The organism is Halopseudomonas salegens, assembly GCF_900105655.1.
In the GTDB taxonomy this organism is placed as follows: domain Bacteria; phylum Pseudomonadota; class Gammaproteobacteria; order Pseudomonadales; family Pseudomonadaceae; genus Halopseudomonas; species Halopseudomonas salegens.
This window is the reverse complement of sequence record NZ_LT629787.1, coordinates 3,078,937-3,103,019: the sequence shown is the minus strand read 5'-3', so window position 1 is coordinate 3,103,019 and position 24,083 is coordinate 3,078,937. Positions and strand designations below refer to the sequence as shown.

The window sequence follows — 24,083 nt, the reverse complement described above, 5'->3', positions numbered from 1 at the left end:
TCGCTTGTTCCTGATTGGGTGTTCAATAGGCCAGGGTCAGCCCACGGGGCATGCCGGTGGCGATCGCCAGATTGGTGATCAACAGCATGTCGACCAGCCGCAGGGCAATAAAGGCAAAGATCGGTGACAGGTCAAGTCCGCCCATGGACGGCAGGAAGCGGCGGATCGGTGCCAGCAGTGGCTCGCAGATCTGGTGCACGATCAGTGCGGCCGGGTTCTGGCTCTGCGGAGCGACCCAGGACAGAATCACGCTGATAATCAGGGCAAAGAAGAAGATCTTTACGAAGAGGGCGGTGATGCCGACCAGAGACCAGACAATGATCTGCAGCAGCCCCGGCATGCCGCCACCGGCCAGACCCAGAAGCAGGCCAATCAGAATGGCTTGTATGACCAGTGCCAGCAGCAAAGAGGCAAAGTCGATACCGCCAAAGCCCGGAATGACCCGGCGCAGGGGCTTCAGTAGCGGCGCCGTGGCGCGCACGATGAACTGGGTCAGCGGGTTGTAGAAGTCGGCGCGCACGGTTTGCAGGATAAAGCGCAGCAAAACCACTAGCAGGTAGAGGCTGCCGAGAGTCTGGATCAGGTAGCTGGCGGCAGAATCAAGTCCGGTCATGGGGTGTCCTCGGAGGTGGCGTTATCGGAGCTGCCCAGTTCAACAGCCAGTTCGGCAGCGCGACGGCTGGCCGCCTGCATACCGCGAGCGATGATCGCCGGGAAGTCGTCATTGGCAAAACTCTTGATTGCCTGTTCGGTGGTGCCGCCGGGAGAGCTGACACGGCGGCGCAGCTCGCTGGCATCGACATCACTGTGTACCGCCATATCGGCAGCACCCAGGGCAGTGAACAGGGTCAGGCGTTCAGCGGTGTCGCGCGGCAGGCCAAGTTGTTCGCCAGCGGCGGTCATGGCCTCGATCAAATAGAAGAAGTAGGCCGGGCCGCTGCCTGAAACGGCGGTGACAGCATCGATCAGCTGTTCTTCTTCCAGCCACAGACTGATGCCTACGGCGTTGAGAATCTGCTCGGCCTGCTGCTTCTGGGTGGCGCTGACGTTGGCATTGGCGAACAGCCCGCTGACGCCCTGGCGGCGCAATGAGGGTGTATTCGGCATGCAGCGCACGATCGCGGCATCGGTGCCGAGCCAGTCAGCCAGGCTGCGGCAGTCGATACCGGCGGCGATGGAGATGATCAGTTGCCCTGGTTTGCGTGCGGGTAGTGCACGGCAAACCTGTTGCATGACCTGAGGTTTGACGGCCAGCAACAGCACGTCACAGTCCTCTGCCAGCCGGGCATTGTCCGTATGCGCCTGAATGCCGAACTGGCGTGCCAGCTTGGCCGCCTGTTCAGGATTGTGGTCACTGGCCAGTAGTCGGGCAGGTTTCACGTTCTGTTGCAACATGCCGCCGATCAGACTGGTGGCCATGTTGCCGGCGCCGATAAAACCAATAACAGGTGCAGACATATGCTTATCCTTGTGTCGAGTCGGAGCCGGGGGTAGTCGTGTGGCGCTGGCCAAACAGGGCAGTGCCGATGCGCACCTGAGTGGCGCCTTCCTGCACGGCTTCGGTAAGGTCGTCGGTCATGCCCATGGACAAGGTGTCCAGCGACATATCCAGACCCTGCAGCGCAGTACGCAGGGCCTTGAGCGGTTGCCGGCGGCTTTCACTGTCGTCGGCCGGTGCCGGAATGGCCATCAGCCCGCGCAATCGCAGGTTGGGCAGTTCAGCGACCGCAGCGGCCAGCTCGGGCAACTCGGCCAGGCTGACGCCGGACTTGCTGTCTTCACCGCTGATATTCACCTGCAGGCAGATATTCAGCGGCTCCAACCCGGCAGGGCGTTGCTCGGACAGGCGGCGAGCAATCTTCAGCCGGTCGACACTGTGTACCCAGTCAAAATGCTCGGCCAGGGCCTTGGTCTTGTTCGACTGGATCGGGCCAATAAAATGCCAGGTCAAGGGCAGGTCGGGCAACTCGGCCTGTTTGTCCAGCGCCTCTTGCAGGTAGTTTTCGCCGACATTGCGGACACCCGCCGCCCAGGCTTCGCGAATGGCTGCCGCAGGGCGGGTTTTACTCACCGCGATCAGGGTGACTTGTTCGGCGTCGCGGCCGACATTTTCTGCCGCGCGCTGAATACGTTCACGAACGTTTGCAATATTATCTGCTATCGTTGACATTACTAATCTGGATACCTTGCCAATCGAAGTGACCTTGACGGCATTCTACATGCTTGCAAGGCCCAATGGGGAACCCTATGGATATTACCGAGCTGTTAGCCTTCAGCGCCAAGCAGGGCGCGTCGGACTTGCACCTGGCGGCAGGACTGCCACCCATGATTCGTGTGGACGGCGACGTGCGGCGCATCAATGTGCCCGCCATGGAGCACAAGCAAGTGCACGCGCTGATCTACGACATCATGAATGACAAGCAGCGTAAGGATTACGAGGAATTTCTGGAGACTGACTTCTCCTTCGAAGTGCCTGGTGTCGCCCGTTTCCGGGTCAACGCCTTCAATCAGCACCGTGGCGCCTCGGCGGTGTTCCGGACCATTCCTTCCAAGGTGCTGACCATGGAAGAACTGGGTCTGGGCGATACCTTCAAGAAGATCGCCGATGCTCCCCGCGGGCTGGTGCTGGTCACCGGGCCGACCGGTTCGGGCAAGTCGACTACCCTGGCGGCCTTGCTGGATTACCTGAACAACACACGCTACGAGCATATTCTGACCATCGAGGATCCGATCGAATTCGTTCACGAATCGAAGAAGTGTCTGGTCAACCAGCGTGAAGTGCACCGCGATACCCTCGGTTTTGCCGAAGCCTTGCGCTCGGCACTGCGGGAAGACCCGGACATCATTCTGGTCGGTGAGATGCGTGACCTGGAAACCATTCGCCTGGCACTGACCGCAGCGGAAACCGGTCACCTGGTGTTCGGTACCCTGCACACCACCTCGGCGGCGAAAACCATTGACCGTATCGTTGACGTATTCCCGGGCGAAGAAAAATCCATGGTGCGTTCGATGCTCTCCGAGTCATTGCAGGCGGTTATCTCCCAGACCCTGCTGAAAAAGATTGGTGGCGGTCGGGTAGCTGCGCATGAAATCATGATTGGTACCCCGGCGATCCGTAACCTGATCCGCGAAGACAAGGTGGCGCAGATGTATTCGGCGATCCAGACCGGCGGTAATCTGGGTATGCAGACGCTGGACATGTGCCTGAAAAAGCTGGTGCAACAGGGCCTGGTCACCAAAGATGCGGCGCGTGAGAAAGCCAAGACAACAGACGGCTTCTGAACCGCTGGTTGTTGCTGGCCGGCATAGGGATGCCGGTCAGATTGTTATTCGAGGATTATCATGGATTTTGAAAAACTGTTGCGTCTGATGGTGGAAAAGGGCGCCTCTGATCTGTTTATCACTGCAGGTGTTGCACCGAGCATGAAGGTCAATGGGCGTATCCTGCCCGTGACCAAATCTCCCTTGTCGCCGGAACAGACCCGCGAGACGGTGCTCGGGGTTATGTCTGAAGCCCAGCGTCGCGAGTTTGCCGAAAAACACGAGTGCAACTTCGCCATCAGCGCCCGGGGTATTGGTCGTTTCCGTGTCAGTGCCTTTTACCAGCGCAACCTGGTCGGTATGGTGTTGCGGCGTATCGAGATCAATATTCCGACCATGGAAGACCTGCGTCTGCCGCCGATCCTCAAGGATCTGGCGATGACCAAGCGTGGCCTGGTGATCTTTGTGGGTGCAACCGGTACCGGTAAATCCACCTCGCTGGCCTCGATGATCGGTTACCGCAACAAGAACTCCAGCGGGCATATCATCTCCATCGAAGATCCGATCGAATTTATCCACCAGCACCAGAATTGCATCGTGACCCAGCGTGAGGTCGGTATTGATACCGACTCCTTTGAAACCGCGCTGAAAAATACCTTGCGCCAGGCGCCGGATGTGATCCTGATTGGTGAGGTGCGGACCAAAGAAACCATGGACCATGCCGTGGCCTTTGCCGAAACCGGTCACCTGTGTCTGGCTACCCTGCACGCCAACAACGCCAACCAGGCGCTGGACCGTATCATTCACTTCTTCCCCACCGAGATGCATCAGCAGGTGTGGATGGATCTGTCGCTCAACCTCAAGGCGATTGTCGCCCAGCAACTGATTCCCTTGCCGGATGGCAAGGGACGGCGTGCGGCCATCGAGGTGATGATCAATACGCCGCTGGCGGCCGACATGATCCGCAAAGGCGAGGTGCATGAACTCAAGCCGCTGATGGCCCGCTCCAATGAGCTGGGTATGCAGACCTTTGATCAGGCGCTTTACAAGTTGTACAGCGCCGGTGAAATCACCTACGAAGACGCCTTGTTGCACGCTGATTCCGCCAACGATTTGCGCCTGATGATCAAGCTGGGTTCCGAAACCGACGGCAAACAGTTGATGGACAGCAACCCGGATCTGTCCTTGCAGGAAGAGGAAGAATCCCACGAGCGTCGGCGTCGCTAGTCAGCTGTTCTGCGGTCACGGCAGATCTGCCGTGACCGCGGGTTCACCCTAGACGTTTTTCTGGTATACCAATCGACCCCTGCACAGGGTATGGGTAACCGTGCCGGGTACGCCCTGGCCGAAGAAGGGGCAGTTGCGTCCGCGTGATAGCCAGTGTTCGCCAATCAGGCTGGCAGCGGCCGGATCGAACAGGGTGATATCGGCGCTGTCGCCCACATGCAAGCGGCCAGCCGGCAGGTCCAGTGCCTGGGCAGGGCCAACGGTCAGGCGACTGAGCAGGGCCGGCAATTCCAGCAAGCCATCAGCGACCAGTGTCAGCGCCAGCGGCAGCAGCACTTCGATACTGCTGATACCGCTGGCTGCTGTGGCAAAGGGCATGCGGGTGGCTTCTTGTTCATGTGGGCGATGATGCGAGGCAATTGCCTGCACCACGCCATCCTGTACTGCCGCCCGCAGGGCGCTGCGGTCGTTGTCGCTGCGCAGCGGCGGCAGAACATGCAGGATGCTGGAAAAGTCGCTGAGATTCTCATCGCACAGCAACAGCTGGTACATGGCGACGTCGGCACTGACCGCCAGGCCTCGGGCCTGGGCATCGGCCAGCATGTCCATGGCGCGGGCGCTGGTCAGGCCGCTGAAATGGGCGCGTACTCCGGTCTGTTCGACCAGCAACAGGTCGCGCGCCAGGGCTACGGTTTCTGCACTTTCCGGAATGCCAACCAGCCCAAGTCGGGTCGCGGTGCGGCCTTCATGGGCCATACCGCCTTCCGCCAGCTCCGGGTCCTGTGGCGTAAAAATCACCGGCAGATCAAATCCGGCGGCGTATTCCAGGGCACGACGCAGGATGCGGTTGCTGTTCATTGGCGCCAGACCCTGGGTAAAGCCGACACAGCCGGCATCCCGCAGGGCGACCAGTTCGCTCAGGTGTTCGCCATCCAGATTCCGGGTCAGGGCGGCCAGAGGGAATACGCGGCAATTGCCGGCCTGGGCAGCGCGATCGAGGATCAGTTCGGCGACTGCCGGGGTATCCAGTACCGGGCGACTGTCCGGGGTGCTGCACAGACTGGTGACGCCGCCAGCGGCAGCAGCCCGGGTCTCACTGGCAATGCTGCCTTTGCGGCTGTACCCGGGCTCGCGCAGACTGGCGTTCAGGTCGACCAGTCCGGGACAGGCAATCAGGCCGCGGGCGTCGATGGTACGTTCGGCAACGAAACCCGCCGGCGCTTCGCCAATGGCGTGCAGCAGTCCGGCGTCGATATGCAGGTCGGTGATGCTGTCGAGTTGGCTGGCCGGGTCAATCACCCGGGCGCCTTCAATGGTCAGTCGCATGGTTACTCGGCTTCCTGGTTGAGCTGGCGCTGGGTGGTCTGGCCGGCCATGGCCATGGACATGACGGCCATGCGCACGGCGATACCGTAAGTGACCTGATTGAGGATCACCGATTGCGGACCGTCAGCCACTTCCGAGGCAATTTCCACCCCGCGATTGATCGGCCCCGGGTGCATCACCAGTGCGCCGGGTTTGGCCAGGGCCAAGGATTCCGGGGTCAGGCCGTAGAGGCGATAGAACTCGCCTTCGCTGGGTAACAGGCCGCTTTGCATGCGTTCTTTCTGCAAGCGCAGCATGATCACCACATCAACATCACGCAGTCCGATGCGCAGGTCATTGAAAACCCGCACACCGTAGTCTTCGATGCCCGCGGGCAGCAGGGTGCGTGGCGCGATGACGCGGATATCCGGACACCCCAGGGTCTGCAGGGCGAGCATGTTCGAACGCGCGACACGTGAGTGCAGAATGTCGCCGACGATGGCCACCGACAGCTGACGGAAATCCCCGCGATGGCGGCGGATGGTCAGCATGTCGAGCATGGCCTGGGTCGGGTGCGCGTGGTTGCCATCCCCGGCATTGATGATGGCAACCTCCGGGCAGACCTGCTGGGCAATGAAGTGCGCCGCACCGGAATCGCCGTGACGTACGATAAACATGTCGGCGGCCATGGCCTCGAGGTTCTGCAGGGTGTCGAACAGGGTTTCGCCCTTGCTGGTCGAGGAGGTGGAGATGTTCAGGTTGAGTACGTCGGCGGACAGGCGCTTGGCGGCCAGCTCGAAGGTGGTGCGGGTGCGTGTGGAGTTCTCGAAGAACACGTTGCACACGGTCTTGCCGCGCAGCAAGGGGACTTTCTTTACTGCCCGTTCACCCACTTCGAGGAAGGAATCGGCGGTATCCAGCAGCTCGGTCAACAGGGTTTCCGATAGCCCTTCCACGGTAAGGAAGTGGCGCAATTGGCCCTGCTGGTTGAGCTGCAGGTGGCTGTGCGTCTGGCTCATGGTCACTGGGTGCTCGCGGTGGGCATGGTCAGGGTCAGTTGCAGTGGTTCGGGCCCGGTCAGCTTGACCCGCTGGCCGGGAGCCAACGACAGGCTGCGACCCAGCACATCGGCACGAATCGGCAGATCGCGGGCTTCAATATCGATCAGCGTAACCAGGGTTACCGAGGCCGGACGACCGTAATCGAAGATCTCGTTGAGCGCAGCGCGAATGGTGCGGCCGGTCATCAGAACGTCGTCGACCAGAACCAGATGACGACCATCCAGATCAAAGGGGAGCTCGGACGGGCGCACACGCTGAGGCAGGCCGTTTTGTTCGTAGTCATCGCGGTAGAAGGCAATGTCCAGTGTGCCCATCGGCGCGTCGGGCAGGCTGCGCTGACGCAGGGCTTCGGCAACCCAGACGCCGCCGGTATGGATGCCGACAAAGGCAACCTCCTGGCGGCCGCGCTGGGCCAGGTAGCGGGTCAGGTCGGCGGCCATGCTGTCGAGCAGGGTTTCCACCGCAGGCAGGCTGCTCATGGTGTCTCCTTGTGTGGGTCGGCCAGCCAGGTTTCCAGCAGCAGCGCTGCGGCTAGGCTGTCGACCGGATTGTCCCGGTAACTCTGGGGGCTTTGGCCATTGTCGCGCAAGCTCTGCTTGGCGGCAAAGGTGCTCAGGCGTTCGTCCACGGTGTGCACCGGTAGCTGGAAGCGGCCATGCAGGCGCCGGGCAAACTTTTCGGCACGAATGCTCATGGCGCTCTCGGTGCCATCCATGTTCAGCGGCAGACCCACGATCAGCACCTGCGGACGCCACTCCTTGATCAGCGCGCCAATCTCGTCCCAGTCGGGGATACCGTCTCGGGCACGCAGATTGGTCAGCGGTTCGGCGCTGCCGGTCAGGGTCTGGCCAACGGCGACGCCGATCTGGCGGGTGCCGTAATCAAAGCCAAGCGCCCGTTGCAGCTCAGCCATCAGGCATGTCCCGCCTGGCTGCTGAGCTGGCCCAGGTCAATCCCCAGGCTGCGTGCGGCAGCCTGCAGTCGTTGCGTGGGTGCCAGATCAAACAGGATGTGCTGGTCGGCCGGGCAGCTGAGCCAGACATTGTCAATCAGCTCCTGATCCAGTTGGCCGGCATCCCAGCCAGCATACCCCAGGGCGATCAGGGTATGGTCCGGGCCATCGCCATCGGCCATCGCCAGCAGGATGTCACGGGATGTGGTCAGGCGCAGCTCACCGAGTTCGGCAGTGGCATCCCAGGGGCGCGGATCGTCGTGCAGCACAAAGCCGCGCTCGGTTTCCACCGGCCCGCCAGCAAATACACTCTGCTCGTACAGCGCAGCTGGCAAGGATTGTTGCTCCGGGGCCAATTGGCTGATGACTTCGGCCAGGTTGAGTTCACTGGGTTGGTTGATAATCAGGCCCATGGCGCCGTCAGCATTATGCTCACAGAGATAAATCAGGGTGTGCGCGAAATTCTCGTCGGCCATGTGGGGCATGGCGAGCAGGAAGTGGTGCTTGAGGTAACTCGGGCTGGTCGTATTCATGGGTGTAGTATCGGGCGTCAGCCCGGCTCAGGGCAAGCGCTCAACGACTGGAAACCCGATCCCCGCGTTCGAAGCGCCAGGTGCGGATGATTTCCAGCACGTCGACATCCATCAGATCCCCGGTAAAGGGAGCAAAGGGGGCCGACAGGCGGACGATGCGAATGGCGGCCTGGTCAAGAATATCGTGTCCCGACGATTCCAGCACTTGTACCTCACGCAGGGTGCCGTCGCGGTTGATCGAGACGAGCAGACGCAAGCTGCCATAGACTTTGTTCTCGCGGGCTTCGGCGGGGTAGTTCTGATTGCCGACACGTTCAACCTTGCGCCGCCAGGAGTCCTTGTAATAGGCGCCTTTGTCTTGCATGGTCGAGGCCGCATTCAAGCGATGAATGCGGGGGCGTTTGGCATACAGTTGCCGTTCCTCGGCCAGTTGTGCTTCCAGGCTGGCAATCTCTTCCGACAGTTGTGACATATCGAAGCGTTGTACGTTGCGCGTTTGCTCGACGGGCTCCGGGGTGGGCTCTTGCCGGGACACCTGGTCACGGCTGACTTGCGTGCTGGTGACAACCGATTCACTGGTGTCGGTGACGGGGTCGGGTGCGGCGGGTTCGCTGGGCGGCGTGACTTCATGGATTTCGCTGGCTTGAAACGGCGACTCTTCCGTAGTGCTCGGGGCGGCAAGCTCGTCCAGGGTGCCGCTACCCTGCTGGTCATGCTGGGCGAGAAAGTCAGCTTCTTCCGGGCGTGCTTCACTGGGTTGGGTGGCCAGAGTGATTTCCAGTGAGCGGGCAACATCGCTGGGGCTGGGCAAGTCAAAGGTGATGCCGAGAATGACCAGCGCGTGCAGGACTGCGGCCAGGAACAGGGTAAAACCGAGCCGGTCCCGCGCACTGGCTTGTGGCGGTATCGGTGTGGGGGTGGCACTGGCTGTCTGTTGCATGCGAATCACTGGCCCGGGTTGCGTGGCGGCTGCTTGCACGCAGTCTGCCGTCCCGGGCCGAGAATGTCCATTCTCAGCGCCGACTCAGGCCAGCTGTCGGGCAATGGCATCCATCAGTTGACCACCGATATCGGTGCCCTGCGCAGCATCGATTTCGCGGATACAGGTCGGACTGGTGACGTTGATTTCGGTCAGGTAATCGCCGATCACATCCAGGCCGACAAACAACAGGCCGCGTTCACGCAGGCTGGGGCCAACCTCGGCAGCAATCCAGCGGTCACGCTCGCTCAGCGGGCGTGCTTCGCCTCGGCCGCCAGCGGCCAGGTTGCCACGGGTTTCGCCCTGTGAGGGAATCCGTGCCAGACAATAGGGGACCGGCTCGCCCTCGATCATCAGAATGCGTTTGTCGCCGAGCGCAATTTCCGGCAGATAGCGCTGCGCCATGATCTGCTGTTGGCCGTGCAGGGTCAGGGATTCGATAATCACGCTGATGTTGGGGTCGTCGGCGCGCACGCGGAAGATCTGACTGCCGCCCATGCCATCCAGTGGTTTGAGAATGGTGTCGCCGTGCTCGCGGACGAAATCGCGCAAGATGTCGGCGCGGCGACTGACGACCAGCTCAGGCGTGCATTGGGGAAACTGGGTGGCAAAGAGTTTTTCGTTGCAGTCGCGCAAGCTGCGAGGACGGTTGACGATCAGTACGCCCTCGCGCTCGGCGGCTTCGAGCAGATGAGTGGCGTAGAGAAATTCGTTGTCGAAGGGCGGGTCCTTGCGCATCAGGATCACATCCAGATCGCTCAGGGGGCGTTGGCTGGCGGGTTGCAAATCGAACCAGTGCTGGGGATCGGCAAACACCTGCAACGGGCTCATCACGCCCATGGCACGCCCGTTTTCCAGGTACAGGTCCTGTGGTTCCAGGTACTCAAGTTGCCAACCGCGATTTTGCGCTGCCAGCAACATCGCCAGAGTGCTATCCTTCTTGTAGTGAATGGTTTGAATAGGGTCCATCACAACGCCGACGCGAACGGTCATCTGGCTGGTTTCTCCGGTACAGAAAAGGGCTGAGGCGGCAGTGTAACGTCTGTCTGGCAGCGCTTGGAAGTGGCATGATTCGGTTGGCTTTATAGATTGCCCTGAAAAACTGTGTTAAAAGTACCCGGAAAAGGGATTGGCTGGTCTGGAGGTGGCACCATGCCGCCATTCTCCCTGGCCCAACGCAAAAATAAAGGCTGGTCTTATGGAAGAAAATTTTGAAAGCCTCAAGGTCATGGTCATTGATGACAGCAAGACTATTCGTCGTACGGCGGAGACCTTGCTGAAAAAAGTTGGCTGTACCGTCATCACGGCGGTCGATGGTTTTGATGCGTTGGCCAAGATTGCCGACAATCATCCCGACATCATTTTTGTCGATATCATGATGCCGCGCCTGGATGGTTATCAAACCTGTGCACTGATCAAGAACAACAGCGCCTTCCGTGGTACACCTGTCATCATGCTGTCGAGCAAGGACGGTCTGTTTGACAAGGCGAAAGGCCGAATTGTCGGTTCCGATCAGTATCTGACCAAGCCATTCAGCAAGGAAGAGCTGTTGAGCGCAATCCGCGCCCACATTCCAAGCAGTGATCACGTCGCCGGTGCGGCTGACGCCTGACGCGCGCTGACGTTCAATTTTTTTGGGGGAGTCCGATGGCCCGTATTCTTGTAGTTGATGATTCGCCAACCGAGCTGTACAAGCTCACGGGCATGCTGGAAAAGCATGGCCATGAAGTACTCAAGGCGGAAAATGGCGCCGATGGCGTCGCACTGGCGCGGCAGGAAAAGCCTGATGCGGTACTGATGGATATCGTCATGCCTGGTCTCAACGGCTTTCAGGCCACCCGGCAACTGACCAAGGACCCGGAAACCGCCGCTATCCCGGTGATTATCGTGACCACCAAGGACCAGGAAACCGACAAGGTCTGGGGCAAGCGCCAGGGCGCCAAGGACTACCTGACCAAGCCGGTCGAGGAAGACACATTGATCCGGACCCTCAAGGCGGTCCTGGGCGGCTAGTTGGAAAAACAAAGCGCCGTACAATAATCAGAACAGGACCGGCATGTCAGACACTCTTCATCCCTTCGACCAACTCATGCAACTGGCTGCCGCTTGTCGGCAGCAAGCTGCTGGTCTGCCGGCCCAGGAAGTGGTCAGCGAGACCTGGAGTGGTGTCGGTTTCCGCCTTGCCGGCCAGCATCTGGTTGCGGCAATGGGCGAAGTCAGTGAAATCCTGCATGAACCTCGTTATACCGCCTTGCCCAGGGTCAAGTCCTGGGTGCGCGGGGTAGCCAACGTGCGTGGGCGTTTGTTGCCCATCATTGACCTGAGCCGTTTCTTTGCTGCCAGCAACACGGTGCCACGCAAGCAGCGCCGGGTGCTGGTTCTTGATCGTGACGATGTCTTTGCCGGGCTCCTGGTCGACGAAGTGCTCGGCATGCAGCATTTCCCCGTCAATCAATTCTCCACCCTGGTGCCGGCCGAAGCCGGTGTACTGGCACCCTTCGTGGTTGGCAGTTACGCCAGTGAGACGGGCAACGCCATGGTGTTCAACTTTCGTGCGCTGGCGCATGATCAGGCATTTCTTGATGTAGCAATCTGATGCAGGGGTGGCTGCCGGTGGTGGTCACAAACAAGGTAAAACAAAGTAGCAGGCTGCAGGCCAGGTAGGGGCCAGACCGAATGAAGAAGCTCGATAAACAGATATTCAATACCATGCTCAGCAACCGGAGGATTACCGGCCTGTTTGCCGCGCTGATCCTGTCGCTGCTGTTGCTGTTCGTCAACTTCGTCTACCTGAATATCCAGACCGGGTACGATGCCGAATACATTGCCCATACCGGGGAGCTGCGGGTACTGTCGCAGCAGTTGTCGACCTCGGCGACTGAGGCGGCTACGGGTACCGAAGAAGCCTTCCCGCTATTGCTGCGAGCTCGCAACGATTTCCAGGAGCGCTGGGATTACCTGGTTTCCGGGCACGATGAAACCGGCCTGCCTGCCGCTCCGAGCAGCCTGTCCCCACAGATGGCCAGTGTGCAGGCAGACTGGGATCAGGTGCGTGCCAATGCGGACAGCATTCTGGCCAGCCAGAGCACGGTCATCTCCTTGCATGCGGTAGCCGCTACCCTGTCGGATACCGTGCCGCAGTTGCAGGTAGAATATGAGGATGTGGTAGATGTGTTGATTGCCAGTGGCGCTACCGCCGAACAGGTGGCCATCGCCCAGCGTCAGTCACTCCTCGCGCAACGGATTCTGGGCTCGGTCAACCGGGTACTGACCGGTGACTTCGATGCCGTGCTGGCAGCAGAAAGCTTTGGTCGTGACGCCAGCCTCTTTGGTCGCGTACTTCAGGGCATGCTGGAAGGTGACGATGTCATGGGTGTCACCCAGGTAACCAACCCCGAGGCCGTGTTCCTGCTGGAAGAAATTGATGGCCTGTTCCGCTTCGTGTCCGACTCGGTCGACGAGATCCTGCTGACGTCGCCGGAGTTGTATCAGGTACGCCAATCGGCCAACCAGATCTTTACCGATTCCGGTCAGGTGCTGCAGAACGTTTCCGAATTGAATGCCGGCTTCCAGGCACGTGCAGACGCTCGCTGGATCAACACCCTGATTGGTTATGTGCTGGGCCTGATTGCGCTTGTCAGTATTCTTCTGATCGGTGTGCAGATGACCCGTGAGAGCCGTGAACGGGCACAGGAAACGCGTGAACGTCTGGCCGAAACTGCCGAGAAAAACGAGCGTAACCAGGCGGCGATTCTGCGTCTGCTGGATGAGATCGCCGACCTTGCGGATGGTGACCTGACGGCGGAGGCCACGGTTACCGAGGACTTCACCGGGGCGATTGCCGACTCGATCAACTTCTCCATTGACCAACTGCGTGCACTGGTAGCAACCATTAACGAAACCGCGCAGAAAGTAGCCGATGCCGCGCAGGAAACCCAGGGTACGGCGATGCATCTGGCTGAAGCGTCCGAGCACCAGGCGCAGGAAATTGCCGGCGCCTCGGCGGCGGTGAACGAGATGGCCGTGTCGATTGACCAGGTATCAGCCAACGCCGCGGAATCCTCCGCGGTAGCAGAACGTTCGGTTGCCATTGCCAACAAGGGTAACGAAGTGGTGCAGAACACCATTACCGGCATGGATACCATTCGTGAGCAGATTCAGGACACCTCGAAGCGGATCAAGCGTCTGGGTGAGTCCTCGCAGGAGATTGGTGACATCGTAAGTCTGATTAACGATATTGCCGACCAGACCAACATCCTGGCACTGAACGCAGCGATTCAGGCTTCCATGGCGGGTGATGCCGGTCGTGGCTTCGCGGTAGTTGCCGACGAAGTACAGCGTCTGGCGGAACGTTCCTCCGGGGCGACCAAGCAGATTGAAGCGCTGGTCAAAACCATTCAGACCGATACCAACGAAGCGGTTATCTCGATGGAGCAAACCACCTCGGAGGTTGTTCGTGGTGCTCGCCTGGCGCAGGACGCGGGTGTTGCCCTGGAAGAAATCGAGAAGGTATCAACCAGTCTTGCTGCCTTGATTCAGAACATCTCCAACGCTGCCCGTCAGCAAGCATCCTCGGCGGGCCACATTTCCAACACGATGAACGTCATTCAGGAAATCACCACGCAAACCTCGACGGGTACGACCACTACCGCACGCAGCATTGGTGATTTGGCCAAGCTGGCCGAAGACATGCGGCAATCGGCAGCAGGCTTTACCCTGCCCGAGTCACAAGACTAAGCTGATTCGACCGGTTGCCTGCGGGTGACCGGTCGGTCGACAAGGGCGAGGTAGCAGTCGTGCAGACAACACCCAACTGGTCGCTGCAACAAGTACCGGATATGGATGCGGAACAGTTCCGCCAGTGGCAGATGCTGCTGGAGGCGCGCACCGGTGTATGCGTCAGTGATCAGCGCCGGGTTTATTTGCAAACCAGCCTGTGTAGCCGCATGCGTGCATTGCAGATCGATGATTATCAACGTTACTACGATTACGTCACCGACGGCCTGACCGGAACCATCGAGTGGTCGGCATTGATTGACCACCTCACCGTGCGCGAAACCAGCTTTATGCGCCACCGGCCATCGTTTGACTGTGTTGGTCGTCACTTGCAACAGCGCTTGCAGCAGAGTGATGGCGGCCAACCGCTGCAGTTATGGAGCCTGGGGTGTGCCAGTGGCGAAGAAGCCTGGTCACTGGCAATTACTCTGGAGCAGGCCATGGCTCAGGTCGGCAAACGCCAGAATTATGGTATCTGGGCGACCGATATCAGCCTCAAGGCCCTGGAGCAGGGGCGTGCTGCGACCTACCCGGCTTCACGCATGGGAGGCTTGCAGGAAGCGGAAATACGCCGCTGGTTGAGTGGCCGTGAGAATGGTCAATTGCAGATCAGTGAAAACCTGCGTGAACGGGTGTGTTTCAGCCGCCTCAACATTCTTGAGTTGGCCCAGGCACCCATTCAGGATATGGACATCATTTTTTGTCAGAACCTGTTGATCTACTTCCGCCGTTGGCGGCGCCGAGACTTGCTCAACATGCTGGCTCGCCGCCTGGTACCGGGCGGCATGCTGGTGATTGGCCTTGGTGAGATAACAGACTGGCACAACCCCCTGCTTATTCCTGTAGCCGACGACCGGGTCCAGGCCTGGGTGCGGCGGGATGACAACGCGGATCAGGAGTGAATATGGGTGATCGGCATGATTATGTTGCCCTCGACTGGGTCAAAGGTGAAATTTCCGCAACGTTGCAGCAGGCCCGGCAGGCGCTGGAGGCCTATGTAGCGCAACCGGATGACTCCACCCGCTTGCGGTTTTGCCTCACCTATATCCATCAGGTGCATGGCACGCTGCAGATGGTCGAGTTCTACGGCGCAGCCTTGCTGGCCGAAGAAATGGAAAAGCTCGCCCAGGCAATGATGCATGGCCAGGCCAGCAATATTGATGAGGCACTGGAAGTTCTGATGCAGGCCATCCTGCAAATGCCGGTCTACCTCGACAAGGTACAAAGTGGCCGGCGTGACCTGCCCATGTTGCTATTGCCCCTGTTGAACGATATGCGCAGCGCGCGTGGCGAAAAACTGTTGTCGGAAAGCGCGGTATTCAGTGCCGAGCGTCTGGAGCCCGAGGCCCCGTCCGATGATGGCTTGCCTGACTTCACCAGTGAGGCCAGCCGGCAGCAATTGCGCAAGTTGCGACAAGTCTTGCAAGTGGCGCAGCTGGGGGTTATCCGTGATCGTGATGTGAGCGCCAACAGCGAGCAACTGGTCAAGGTGTTTGCTCGCCTGGAACGGCTGTGTCAGGGCAGTGACTGGGCGGAGCTCTGGCGCGTGTTTGCCGGGATTGCCGAAGGCCTGGCCACCGGCAGTATCAGCAATGGCAGCTCGATTCGCCAGTTGTTGCGTCAGGCTGACCGCGAACTGCGTCAACTCAAGGACGAGCCTGCCAGTATCAGTGTGCCTCCGGCCAATGAACTGCTGCGCAATCTGCTCTTCTATGTGGCCAAGAGCCCGGGCGGCAGTCCGCGGCTGGATGCACTGAAACAGCGCTATCAATTGCAGGAGTTGTGGAAAGCCGAGGATGAACCGGCGAGTGGTAGCCGCCAGCTGGTGGGCCCTGACCGGTCGGCCATGCAGTCGGTGGCCCAGGCCCTGTCTGAAGAACTGCTGCAGATCAAGGATCAGCTAGACCTCTTTGTGCGTGGTGATCGCAGTAGTCCCGAGCGCTTGCACGACTTGCTGCCGACCATCAAACAGGTTGCCGATACGTTGGCCATGCTGGGTCTGGGCCAGCCACGGCGAGTGCTGCTGGAACAGATCGAACAGGTCGAGCGCATGGCGACCGGGAAGAGCAACCTGACCGACGCCGCGTTGATGGATGTTGCGGGCGGTATTCTCTTTGTCGAAGCCAGCCTGCACGGTATTGCCGGACTCAGTGGCAGCAAGGACAACGCGGACAGTGATGTGGAGCGGCTGGCGTCGGCGCAGGATATGGCGCTGGTGCAGCGTCAGGTCGTGCAGGAAGCCCGTAATGCACTGGAGCAGACCCGCGATTGCATCAATGCCTTCATCATCAATCAGTGGGATCATGCACAGCTGGCCCCGGTCGATGACCTGCTGACCAGTGTCCGGGGTGGCTTGTCCATGCTGGGCCTGGAGCGTCCGGCTGCGGCGGTGAATGCGTGCCGCCGTTATCTGCTGGAGAGTCTGGTTCAGGAGGGTGCGAGGCCGCAGTGGCAGGCGCTGGATAGCCTGGCAGACGTGGTTACCAGCATTGATTATTATCTTGAGCGTCTGGCCGAGGATGATCCTGAGCGCAGTGACAGCATCCTGGTTGTCGCCGAAGAGCGCTTGCAGGACCTGGGCTTCCATCCGGCGCAATTGCCGGCAGCAGCACCTGAGACGCCAGAAGCCGATGCCGAGACCGCCCCGCTGGAGGAGCCATCCGCCGAGGCGGATGCCTCTGAGCCAGAGTCGATCTCGGTCGAGCCCGAGCTGTCGGCCGAGTTGCCTGCCGAAGCCGTCGAAGACGACATCACTGAGCCTGCGTCAGGCGCGGAAGACAGCGACGATACTGACTTGCCGGATGCGCCCATTGCCGGCGCAGCAGAAGCCGACACGGATGACGACGATGATCTGATTGACCCCGAGCTGGTTGAAATCTTCGTCGAAGAAGCGGGCGAAGTGCTGGAAACACTGACCGAGTTCACGCCGCAATGGGAAGCCGACAATCAGGATGACAAGGCTTGCGCCGAAGTTCGCCGCGCTTTCCATACGCTCAAGGGCAGTGGGCGCATGGTACAGGCCAGTGTGCTTGCCGAGCTGGCCTGGTCGGTCGAGAATATGCTCAACCGGGTCATTGATCGCAGTATTGAATTGACCCCGGCGGTCTTTTCCACGGTGAATGCGGTGCGGGCCTTGATGCCGCGGCTGGTCGAGGATTTTGCCAGCAGTCAGTCGCAGATGTTGCCCGAGGTTGCACAGTTGAGTGCCCAGGCCGACGCCCTGTCGCGGGGTGAGACTCCGCTGCCGGCAGACGAGCCCGCGACTGAGCATGAGCAGCCGTTGGAGCCTGCAGAGCAATCGCCCGGGGCAGAGGCAGAAACGGATAGCGATGCGGCATTGCCGGTGCCGGAACTGGACGAGCTGGATGAGCTGCCGAATGATGTTGCCGAGGTGACCTCGGTAGACGACAGCGACAGCATCGCGGATGTTCAATCCGATCAGCCCGACGTGCTGCCAGAAGACACCGACGAGACGCCAGCGACGCCGGAGCTGGTTGCCCCCGAGGCTGGCCTGAACGAACTACAGGCGGCAGCAGAAGCGGATGACGAGGAAGGCCTTGACCCGATCCTGCTGGATATTTTCCACAACGAAACGCAAAGCCACATTGCACAGATCAATGCCTTCATCGAGCAGTGTCAGCAAGGTTTGCCGCGTCCGATAAGTGATGCCTTGCAGCGAGCCCTGCACACCCTCAAGGGCAGTGCACACATGGCGGGTATTGCACCGATCGCCGACCTGGCCACGCCGCTGGAAAAACTGATCAAGACCTTCAAGGCCAATCTGGTGCCGGCTGATCAGGCGCTGGTCGATCTGCTCTCGGTTGCGGTTACCCTGTTTGACAGTGGTTTGCAGCAGCTCTATTCGACCCCTCAGCAAACGATTGCCGGCAGTGCAGAATTCCTTGACCAGATAACCATGCTGGAACAGCAGGGCATGCAGTTGCGTGACAGCAGCCGCAGTGATCTGGAGCCGGGCAGTGGCCCGGGTCTGATGTCAATCTTCCTCACCGAGGGGGTTGATTTGCTGCTGGATGCCGCTGATGAAATGCAGGCCGGGAACGAACTGGACCATGTTCGCACCCAGAACAGTTTGCGCGCCTTGGCCGAGGTGGCTGGCGATGTCGAACTGCCCCCGATCGAACGTCTGAGCGAGGCGCTGGAACAGGTGCACCATCTGTTGCAGCAAGAGCGTCTGGAAATGACCGACAGCGTGCGTGATGCCCTGATGGACGGGCATGAACGGCTGATCGGCATGATGGATCAGGTTGCTGCACATCAACTGGTGGTGCCTGCGACACAGGAAATTGCTCGGCTCGAAGGTCTGTTGCCGCGTGCGCAACTGCCGACCATTGATAGTGAGCCGACGGCGGTTGAGACGCCTGCTCCGCCCCGCAAGGATGTTGCCGGTAGCTGGCACCCTGAAAGTGCTGGCACTGACGCTGAACTGGTGGAGATTTTCCTCGAAGAAGCCCAGGAAATTATCGACAGTTCGGCGAGCAGCCTGCAGCAATGGGGCGAAGACACCAGCAATACCCTGCCCGTAGAAGAGCTGCAGCGTGACTTGCACACCCTCAAGGGTGGTGCGCGCATGGCCGAGATTACCCCGGTGGGTGATCTGGCGCATGAACTGGAATTCCTTTACGAAGATCTGTGTAATCAGCGATACGGCGCCAACCCCGGACTGATGCAGCTGCTGCATGCCTGCCACGACAGCCTTGCCGATATGATTGATGGCGTGGTTGCTGGTCAGGCGATCAGCGATGGACGTGGCCTGATTGACAGTATTCGTCGTTTCCGTGCCGATCCGAGCCAGCCGGTGACTATGCCGGATGCAGATGCCCAATCAACCACCGATGTCACGGAAGCTGCCCCGGCAGCGCCGGTAGGGGTGGATCCGGCAGCGGGGATGTTGGGGATCTTCCTCGAGGAAGCGCAGGAGTTGTTGCAGCCCTGTACCGCATGGATTGGTAGCGAGGATGAGCAGGAGCGTGCCCAGGCCAAGCATCAGATTCAGGCAGTCAAGGGCGGTGCGCGCATGGCCGGCGAACAGGCACTGGCTGATCAGGCATGGGCCCTGGAGCAGGCTCTGGACAATGCGCAAACCGACAGCGCCAGCCTGCTGAAGCAATTGAGCGACCTGCAGGAACGGATTGCTGCATTGAGTTCTGGTCAATCGCCGTCGGTTGCTGAGCCGGCTGACCCCGGTCCTGCCGAGAGCGCGGAATCAGCACCGCCTGAGCCAGTACCCGCTTCAGCGGAGCCGGTTGCCTTGCAACCGGCTGAAGCAACCGCGCCACGTCCGGCATCGCAGACACTGGCTGAGGTCAAGTCGATCCTGCAGCAGGCGATGGAGCGAACCAGCAGTGGTGGGCGCAGCCGTGGTGCTACGCAGGAAAGCGTCAAGGTGCCAGCTGACCTGCTTGAGGATCTGGTCAACCTGGCCGGGGAAACCTCGATTTTCCGTGGCCGTATCGAGCAGCAGGTCAGTGATCTGGGTTATACCCTCGGGGAAATGGAAAGCACCATCGAACGGGTACGTGACCAGTTGCGCCGATTGGACATGGAGACGCAGGCACAGATTCTGTCCCGTCACCAGGAAGAGATCGAGCACAGCTACGAAGACTTTGATCCACTGGAAATGGACCGTTATTCCCAGCTCCAGCAACTGTCGCGATCACTCTTCGAGTCTGCGTCTGACTTGTTCGACCTGAAAGAAACCATGGCGGCCAAAGCCAGGGATGCGGAAACCCTGTTGCTGCAACAGGCGCGGGTGAATACTGAATTGCAGGAAGGTCTGATGCGTACGCGCATGGTGCCCTTCGAGCGTTTGTTGCCACGCCTGCGGCGTATCGTACGCCAGGTGTCGAACGAACTTGGCAAGCAGGTCGAACTGGTTGTCGAGCAGGCTGACGGCGAGATGGACCGTAGCGTACTCGAGCGCATGATCGGCCCGCTGGAGCACATGTTGCGCAATGCGGTCGACCACGGTATCGAGTTGCCGCAACAACGCCGTGAAGCGGGTAAAGCGGAAACCGGCCTGATCAGTATCGACCTGCACCGTGAAGGGAGCGAAATCATTCTGTCGATCCAGGATGACGGCGCCGGGATCAACTTGCAGCGCATCCGTGAGAAAGCGCTCGAACGTGGATTGATTGACGCCGACACCGACCTGACCGACCAGGAGTTGCTCGACTTTACTCTGGAAGCCGGCTTCTCGACGGCAGCCAAGGTAACTCAGGTTTCCGGGCGTGGTGTGGGCATGGATGTGGTCAATGCCGAAGTGAAACAGCTTGGCGGCGGTATTCTGCTCCATACCAAAGCCGGTGAGGGCAGTCAGATAACCATCCGCCTGCCCTTTACCGTATCGGTCAACCGCGCCCTGATGGTGTATTCCGGTGATGACCTCTATGCCATTCCGTTGAACACCATTGAAGGTATTGTCCGCGTATCGGGCTACGAACTGGAAGCCTATTACGCCGAAGATGCACCGCCCTTCGAGTATGCGGGCAAGACGTATGAACTGAGCTATCTGGGCGACCTGCTGGCGACCGGTCAGCAACCCAAACTGACCGGGCATACCTTGCCGTTGCCGGTCATTCTGGTACGCGGGAGTGAGCACAGTGTTGCGGTGCAGGTAGATGCTCTGGCCGGTTCGCGTGAAATCGTGGTGAAAAACCTGGGTAAACAGTTTGCCGTGGTTTCGGGTATTTCCGGGGCGACCATTCTTGGTGATGGTCGCGTGGTAGTGATTCTGGATCTGTTGGCGATCATCCGGGCCCAGCATGCCCAGTTGTCGCAGCAGCGTCTCGCCAGTGAGCGTGCGCAGCTCGAACGGATACCGGAGCAGCGTGCTACCCTGGTCATGGTCGTCGATGATTCGATCACTGTACGCAAGGTCACCAGCCGCCTGCTCGAGCGCCATGGCATGGAGGTCGTCACCGCCAAGGACGGGGTCGATGCGATTGCCAAATTGCAGGATGTGAAGCCTGACATCATGCTGCTGGATATCGAAATGCCGCGCATGGATGGCTTCGAAGTGGCTACCCTGGTACGCCACGACGAGGAGCTGAAAGAGCTGCCCATCGTGATGATTACCTCGCGTACCGGTGAGAAGCACCGTGAGCGGGCAAAAGGGATCGGCGTAAACGATTATCTGGGCAAGCCCTATCAGGAAAGTCAGTTGCTGGAGGCGATTGCCAAACTGGTGCCCGAGCGTGTCTGAGCCAGATTGTTCGGCACCTGTAGTACTGGTCGCCCGTGAACCCAAGCGGGCAGCCCTGGCTGATGCGGTCAGCCAGTTGGGGTATGCGGTCAATTGCTTCGATCCGGATCAGCCCGACGCATTGATGCTGTTGCCAGAGCAGTTGGCGGCGGCCTGGCTGGTTGAGTTGGCCGAGGAGTCAGCCTTGACCGACTGGTTGCTGGAGTATAGCCAGGCGCCTGTTCTGCTCGGCGTCGGGCAGATTCCGCAGCGCGACAGCGAGGATTATCCCCGTTGCCTGCGTCGCTTGTACGCCAAGCTGGCAGGTCTGGTCGGTGAGTCACCTCGGGGTAAACCCGAATTGCACCGGTTGTTTGACGTACCGCTGGACGTTGGCTCACCGGGTATACCCAGTGCATCCTGCGTCTGGGTGCTGGCCGCTTCACTGGGGGGGCCGGCAGCGGTCAAGGCGTTTCTCGATCATTTGCCGGCCAGCTTACCGTTGGCTCTGGTCTATGCCCAACATATCGATGCCGGTTTTGAACAGCAATTGCCGCAGATCGTTGGCCGCCACAATCAGTGGCATATCCATACCTGTGTGCCCGAGCGCCCTCTGTATCATGGCGAGGTATTGGTGGTACCGGTTGATCAACGCTTGCGATTCACTCCCGAAGGGCGCGTGCGCTTGAGTCCCGAGGCCTGGCCGGGCCCCTACCAGCCGTCGATTGCAGCAGTGATCGATGAGGTAAGCCAGGTCTTTGCTCCGGCCTGTGGTGCCATCGTGTTCAGTGGGATGGGGGAAGATGGCGTGGATGCCTGCACCCGCTTGCGTGATCAGGGGATGCCGGTGTGGACGCAGAATGCCGAGAGTGCTGCCTGTGCAACCATGCCGGAAGCCGTGCGTCAGGCCGGTGTGTGTAGCCTGCAGGGGACCCCGGAGCAACTGGCAGCAGCCATGCAGCACTGGATGAAACAGGAATCAGTGGCGGCTCCCTGAGAGTCGGCACTTGAAAGAGGAGTCGGTTGATGTCAGATGCACTGGAAAGTCTCAATGGGTTGATAGTTCCATTGGCCGACCGAGGTTTGCTGCTGCCCAACGTGGCAGTTGCCGAGTTGAGTGGTTATCGCCGCCATGAAGCACCACCGGCCAGCAGTCCGGACTGGTTTCTTGGCTGGATGCGCTGGCGTGATCAACGCGTGGCGGTGATGGATCCGGCCAGTCTGTTTGGGCTGCCCAGCTCCAACGATACCAGTCGCGATCAGGCACTGGTGATGAATGCCATCGGTGGTCGCGGTGGTGTGCACTTCTTTGCCTTGCGGGTATCCGGTATTCCCCGTTCCCGCAAGGTGTTGCGCGGTGAAATCAGCGCCGAATCCGAGCAACCGGTACTGCCCGGCATACTTCAGCAGGTGCGGTTGGCCGAGGTGGAGCAACCGCTGCTTATTCCCGACCTGCAAGCACTGGAGCAACAGCTGGCCGATGTCGGGGCGTTTGGCTAAACCGGAAAGCTCAATCGGGCTTCGGTACCGCCACCGCTGCGATTAAGCAACTGCACGGTGGCGCCGTGGCTGTCGGCAACCCGTTTGACGATGGCAAGGCCGAGCCCGGTGCCTTTGGTGGTGCGCGCGCGATCGCCTCGGATAAAAGGCGTAAACAGGGTTTCACTCTCGATCGGATCAATCCCCGGCCCACGGTCCAGCACGCTGATCACCAGATAGGGTTGAGCGGCCGCACGGGTCACATAGGTGGCTACTTCGACTTCATGGCCACCGTGGCGCAATGCATTCTCGATCAGATTGGTCAGCACCCGCTTGATCGACAGGCGGCGCAGTGGAAGGCCGGGTAGAGGTTGCAGGCACAGACGAACCTGCTCTTCACCGGTATTCAGCGGTGCCACGACCTCACAGATCAATTCATTCACATCGGTTTGTTCCAGTGGTTCGGCGCTGCCGTCCCGGATGTAGGTCATGAACTGGTCGAGAATCGCATCCATATCCTCAATATCGCGGATCATGCCTTCGGTCAGCTCCGGCTCGGCACTTGACAGCAGCTCGGTAGACAGTCGCATGCGCGTCAAGGGGGTCCGCAGGTCATGGGAGATGCCGGCCAGCAGCAGGCCGCGTTCACGGCTGGCTTGCTCGACATCCTGCGCCATCTGGTTGAAAGCATGATAAACCTGAGCAATTTCAGCGGGCCCACCGGTATCCAGCAGCCGCACGTTGCGACCCTGGCCGATGCGTTCGGCCGCTCGTTCAAGTGCTTTCAGCGGACGAATCAACTGTCGCACCAGTACCCAGGCGGCACCGATCGACAGCATGGCAATCGACAGCAACCAGGTTATGACCATCCAGATACGCTGCCCGCGAAGTGGATGGGCGAGCAGGGGGATCTTTAGCCAATGGTCGCGGTAGTAGCCGGGCTGGTGAATCCAGATGGCCGGGTTCTGACTGACGCGAACGCGAACCTGGGTCTGGTCTCCCAGTTCGTTGCGCAGCTGTCGGGTAAATATATCGCTGTAGGGCCAGTGAAACTCGCCCCTCGGTACCGCATCCGGACTGACCATGTGCAAGCCGGTAATCTGTTCGATTTCACGGCGAGTGTCTGCGTCACTGCTCCAGTAGGTTTTCACCAGCATGGCCGTGCCATGGCTGTACTGGCGGTCAACCAGCAGGTCTTCGTTACTCAGCAGGTAGACCAGGGTGAGGAACATGGCGAACAGCACCACGACCATGAGCACCAGAATACTGCGGGCAAAGAAACTTCGGGGCAGCAATGGATGCCAGCCGG

The 24,083-nt window shown here is 59.9% G+C and carries 21 protein-coding genes; 10 read left to right on the top strand and 11 right to left on the bottom strand.

The features are described from left to right. Positions 1 to 22: 22 nt before the first annotated feature. Genes BLU07_RS14355 through BLU07_RS14345 form a run of 3 tightly spaced genes read right to left on the bottom strand, consistent with a single transcriptional unit; the run spans position 23 to position 2,170 of the window. On the bottom strand, positions 23 to 613 hold the full coding sequence (locus tag BLU07_RS14355) for a YggT family protein (protein WP_092388178.1): 591 nt from the start codon (positions 611 to 613) through the stop codon (positions 23 to 25). Beyond that, entirely contained in the window at positions 610 to 1,458 is an 849-nt protein-coding gene (proC, locus tag BLU07_RS14350; protein ID WP_092388175.1) for a pyrroline-5-carboxylate reductase, read from the bottom strand. The genes BLU07_RS14355 and proC overlap by 4 nt, the downstream gene beginning before the upstream one ends. A 4-nt stretch (positions 1,459 to 1,462) precedes the next feature. Then, positions 1,463 to 2,170, bottom strand: coding sequence for a YggS family pyridoxal phosphate-dependent enzyme (locus tag BLU07_RS14345; protein ID WP_092388172.1), 708 nt, complete (start codon positions 2,168 to 2,170; stop codon positions 1,463 to 1,465). A 77-nt stretch (positions 2,171 to 2,247) separates the two neighbouring features. Between BLU07_RS14345 and BLU07_RS14340 the strand changes: the two genes are divergently transcribed. Together BLU07_RS14340 and BLU07_RS14335 are read left to right on the top strand one after the other, a co-directional pair. Then, positions 2,248 to 3,282, top strand: a complete 1,035-nt coding sequence (locus tag BLU07_RS14340; protein WP_092388169.1) for a type IV pilus twitching motility protein PilT — start codon at positions 2,248 to 2,250, stop codon at positions 3,280 to 3,282. 60 nt (positions 3,283 to 3,342) lie between these two features. Next, positions 3,343 to 4,488, top strand: coding sequence for a PilT/PilU family type 4a pilus ATPase (locus BLU07_RS14335; RefSeq protein ID WP_092388167.1), 1,146 nt, complete (start codon positions 3,343 to 3,345; stop codon positions 4,486 to 4,488). Between the two features lie 48 nt (positions 4,489 to 4,536). Here the strand turns inward: BLU07_RS14335 and BLU07_RS14330 are convergent, their stop codons facing one another. From BLU07_RS14330 to gshB, 7 genes are all read right to left on the bottom strand, one after another. Then, positions 4,537 to 5,814 carry a dihydroorotase gene (locus BLU07_RS14330; protein WP_092388164.1) on the bottom strand — a complete coding sequence of 426 codons (1,278 nt, stop codon included), beginning with the start codon at positions 5,812 to 5,814 and terminating at the stop codon, positions 4,537 to 4,539. 2 nt (positions 5,815 to 5,816) lie between these two features. Then, positions 5,817 to 6,812 carry an aspartate carbamoyltransferase catalytic subunit gene (locus BLU07_RS14325; protein WP_092388161.1) on the bottom strand — a complete coding sequence of 332 codons (996 nt, stop codon included), beginning with the start codon at positions 6,810 to 6,812 and terminating at the stop codon, positions 5,817 to 5,819. 2 nt (positions 6,813 to 6,814) lie between these two features. Further along, on the bottom strand, positions 6,815 to 7,333 hold the full coding sequence (gene pyrR / locus BLU07_RS14320; RefSeq protein ID WP_092388158.1) for a bifunctional pyr operon transcriptional regulator/uracil phosphoribosyltransferase PyrR: 519 nt from the start codon (positions 7,331 to 7,333) through the stop codon (positions 6,815 to 6,817). Next, positions 7,330 to 7,767, bottom strand: coding sequence for a Holliday junction resolvase RuvX (ruvX, locus tag BLU07_RS14315; RefSeq protein ID WP_092388155.1), 438 nt, complete (start codon positions 7,765 to 7,767; stop codon positions 7,330 to 7,332). The genes pyrR and ruvX overlap by 4 nt, the downstream gene beginning before the upstream one ends. Then, on the bottom strand, positions 7,767 to 8,339 hold the full coding sequence (locus BLU07_RS14310) for a YqgE/AlgH family protein (RefSeq protein ID WP_092388152.1): 573 nt from the start codon (positions 8,337 to 8,339) through the stop codon (positions 7,767 to 7,769). The genes ruvX and BLU07_RS14310 overlap by 1 nt, the downstream gene beginning before the upstream one ends. A 40-nt stretch (positions 8,340 to 8,379) precedes the next feature. Further along, positions 8,380 to 9,279 (bottom strand): energy transducer TonB, encoded by a 900-nt coding sequence (locus BLU07_RS14305; protein ID WP_092388149.1) that lies wholly within the window; start codon positions 9,277 to 9,279, stop codon positions 8,380 to 8,382. Positions 9,280 to 9,363: 84 nt separating this feature from the next. Further along, positions 9,364 to 10,311: a glutathione synthase gene (gene gshB / locus BLU07_RS14300; protein WP_092388146.1), complete on the bottom strand. Its 948-nt coding sequence runs from the start codon at positions 10,309 to 10,311 to the stop codon at positions 9,364 to 9,366. A gap of 205 nt (positions 10,312 to 10,516) precedes the next feature. On the opposite strand from gshB, the gene pilG reads away from it, so the two are divergent. From pilG to BLU07_RS14260, 8 genes are all read left to right on the top strand, one after another. Further along, entirely contained in the window at positions 10,517 to 10,930 is a 414-nt protein-coding gene (gene pilG / locus BLU07_RS14295; RefSeq protein WP_092388143.1) for a twitching motility response regulator PilG, read from the top strand. 35 nt (positions 10,931 to 10,965) lie between these two features. Then, positions 10,966 to 11,331: a twitching motility response regulator PilH gene (gene pilH / locus BLU07_RS14290; RefSeq protein ID WP_092388140.1), complete on the top strand. Its 366-nt coding sequence runs from the start codon at positions 10,966 to 10,968 to the stop codon at positions 11,329 to 11,331. Positions 11,332 to 11,374: 43 nt separating this feature from the next. Next, positions 11,375 to 11,914, top strand: coding sequence for a chemotaxis protein CheW (locus tag BLU07_RS14285; RefSeq protein ID WP_092388137.1), 540 nt, complete (start codon positions 11,375 to 11,377; stop codon positions 11,912 to 11,914). 80 nt (positions 11,915 to 11,994) lie between these two features. Then, positions 11,995 to 14,055 (top strand): methyl-accepting chemotaxis protein, encoded by a 2,061-nt coding sequence (locus BLU07_RS14280; protein ID WP_092388134.1) that lies wholly within the window; start codon positions 11,995 to 11,997, stop codon positions 14,053 to 14,055. Between the two features lie 59 nt (positions 14,056 to 14,114). Continuing rightward, positions 14,115 to 14,996, top strand: a complete 882-nt coding sequence (locus BLU07_RS14275) for a CheR family methyltransferase (protein ID WP_407920078.1) — start codon at positions 14,115 to 14,117, stop codon at positions 14,994 to 14,996. Positions 14,997 to 14,998: 2 nt separating this feature from the next. Further along, positions 14,999 to 21,316 carry a hybrid sensor histidine kinase/response regulator gene (locus tag BLU07_RS14270; RefSeq protein ID WP_092388131.1) on the top strand — a complete coding sequence of 2,106 codons (6,318 nt, stop codon included), beginning with the start codon at positions 14,999 to 15,001 and terminating at the stop codon, positions 21,314 to 21,316. Then, positions 21,309 to 22,292, top strand: coding sequence for a chemotaxis protein CheB (locus tag BLU07_RS14265; RefSeq protein WP_092388128.1), 984 nt, complete (start codon positions 21,309 to 21,311; stop codon positions 22,290 to 22,292). Before BLU07_RS14270 ends, BLU07_RS14265 begins: the two co-directional genes overlap by 8 nt. A 29-nt stretch (positions 22,293 to 22,321) precedes the next feature. Then, positions 22,322 to 22,795 (top strand): chemotaxis protein CheW, encoded by a 474-nt coding sequence (locus BLU07_RS14260; RefSeq protein WP_092388125.1) that lies wholly within the window; start codon positions 22,322 to 22,324, stop codon positions 22,793 to 22,795. Here BLU07_RS14260 and BLU07_RS14255 read toward each other — a convergent pair. Continuing rightward, positions 22,792 to 24,027 carry an ATP-binding protein gene (locus tag BLU07_RS14255; RefSeq protein ID WP_231701752.1) on the bottom strand — a complete coding sequence of 412 codons (1,236 nt, stop codon included), beginning with the start codon at positions 24,025 to 24,027 and terminating at the stop codon, positions 22,792 to 22,794. The genes BLU07_RS14260 and BLU07_RS14255 overlap by 4 nt on opposite strands. Positions 24,028 to 24,083 lie beyond the last annotated feature (56 nt).

What these genes read in the sequence shown, in the direction of transcription:
- BLU07_RS14255 (WP_231701752.1), bottom strand. Translation starts at nt 24,027, where the DNA reads ATGGTCGTGGTGCTGTTCGCCATGTTCCTCACCCTGGTCTACCTGCTG.
- proC (WP_092388175.1), bottom strand. Translation starts at nt 1,458, where the DNA reads ATGTCTGCACCTGTTATTGGTTTTATCGGCGCCGGCAACATGGCCACC.
- pilG (WP_092388143.1), top strand. Translation starts at nt 10,517, where the DNA reads ATGGAAGAAAATTTTGAAAGCCTCAAGGTCATGGTCATTGATGACAGC.
- BLU07_RS14270 (WP_092388131.1), top strand. Translation starts at nt 14,999, where the DNA reads ATGGGTGATCGGCATGATTATGTTGCCCTCGACTGGGTCAAAGGTGAA.
- BLU07_RS14310 (WP_092388152.1), bottom strand. Translation starts at nt 8,339, where the DNA reads ATGAATACGACCAGCCCGAGTTACCTCAAGCACCACTTCCTGCTCGCC.
- BLU07_RS14340 (WP_092388169.1), top strand. Translation starts at nt 2,248, where the DNA reads ATGGATATTACCGAGCTGTTAGCCTTCAGCGCCAAGCAGGGCGCGTCG.
- BLU07_RS14260 (WP_092388125.1), top strand. Translation starts at nt 22,322, where the DNA reads ATGTCAGATGCACTGGAAAGTCTCAATGGGTTGATAGTTCCATTGGCC.
- BLU07_RS14345 (WP_092388172.1), bottom strand. Translation starts at nt 2,170, where the DNA reads ATGTCAACGATAGCAGATAATATTGCAAACGTTCGTGAACGTATTCAG.
- gshB (WP_092388146.1), bottom strand. Translation starts at nt 10,311, where the DNA reads ATGACCGTTCGCGTCGGCGTTGTGATGGACCCTATTCAAACCATTCAC.
- pilH (WP_092388140.1), top strand. Translation starts at nt 10,966, where the DNA reads ATGGCCCGTATTCTTGTAGTTGATGATTCGCCAACCGAGCTGTACAAG.
- BLU07_RS14335 (WP_092388167.1), top strand. Translation starts at nt 3,343, where the DNA reads ATGGATTTTGAAAAACTGTTGCGTCTGATGGTGGAAAAGGGCGCCTCT.
- BLU07_RS14355 (WP_092388178.1), bottom strand. Translation starts at nt 613, where the DNA reads ATGACCGGACTTGATTCTGCCGCCAGCTACCTGATCCAGACTCTCGGC.
- BLU07_RS14325 (WP_092388161.1), bottom strand. Translation starts at nt 6,812, where the DNA reads ATGAGCCAGACGCACAGCCACCTGCAGCTCAACCAGCAGGGCCAATTG.
- ruvX (WP_092388155.1), bottom strand. Translation starts at nt 7,767, where the DNA reads ATGGCTGAGCTGCAACGGGCGCTTGGCTTTGATTACGGCACCCGCCAG.
- pyrR (WP_092388158.1), bottom strand. Translation starts at nt 7,333, where the DNA reads ATGAGCAGCCTGCCTGCGGTGGAAACCCTGCTCGACAGCATGGCCGCC.
- BLU07_RS14330 (WP_092388164.1), bottom strand. Translation starts at nt 5,814, where the DNA reads ATGCGACTGACCATTGAAGGCGCCCGGGTGATTGACCCGGCCAGCCAA.
- BLU07_RS14305 (WP_092388149.1), bottom strand. Translation starts at nt 9,279, where the DNA reads ATGCAACAGACAGCCAGTGCCACCCCCACACCGATACCGCCACAAGCC.
- BLU07_RS14280 (WP_092388134.1), top strand. Translation starts at nt 11,995, where the DNA reads ATGAAGAAGCTCGATAAACAGATATTCAATACCATGCTCAGCAACCGG.
- BLU07_RS14285 (WP_092388137.1), top strand. Translation starts at nt 11,375, where the DNA reads ATGTCAGACACTCTTCATCCCTTCGACCAACTCATGCAACTGGCTGCC.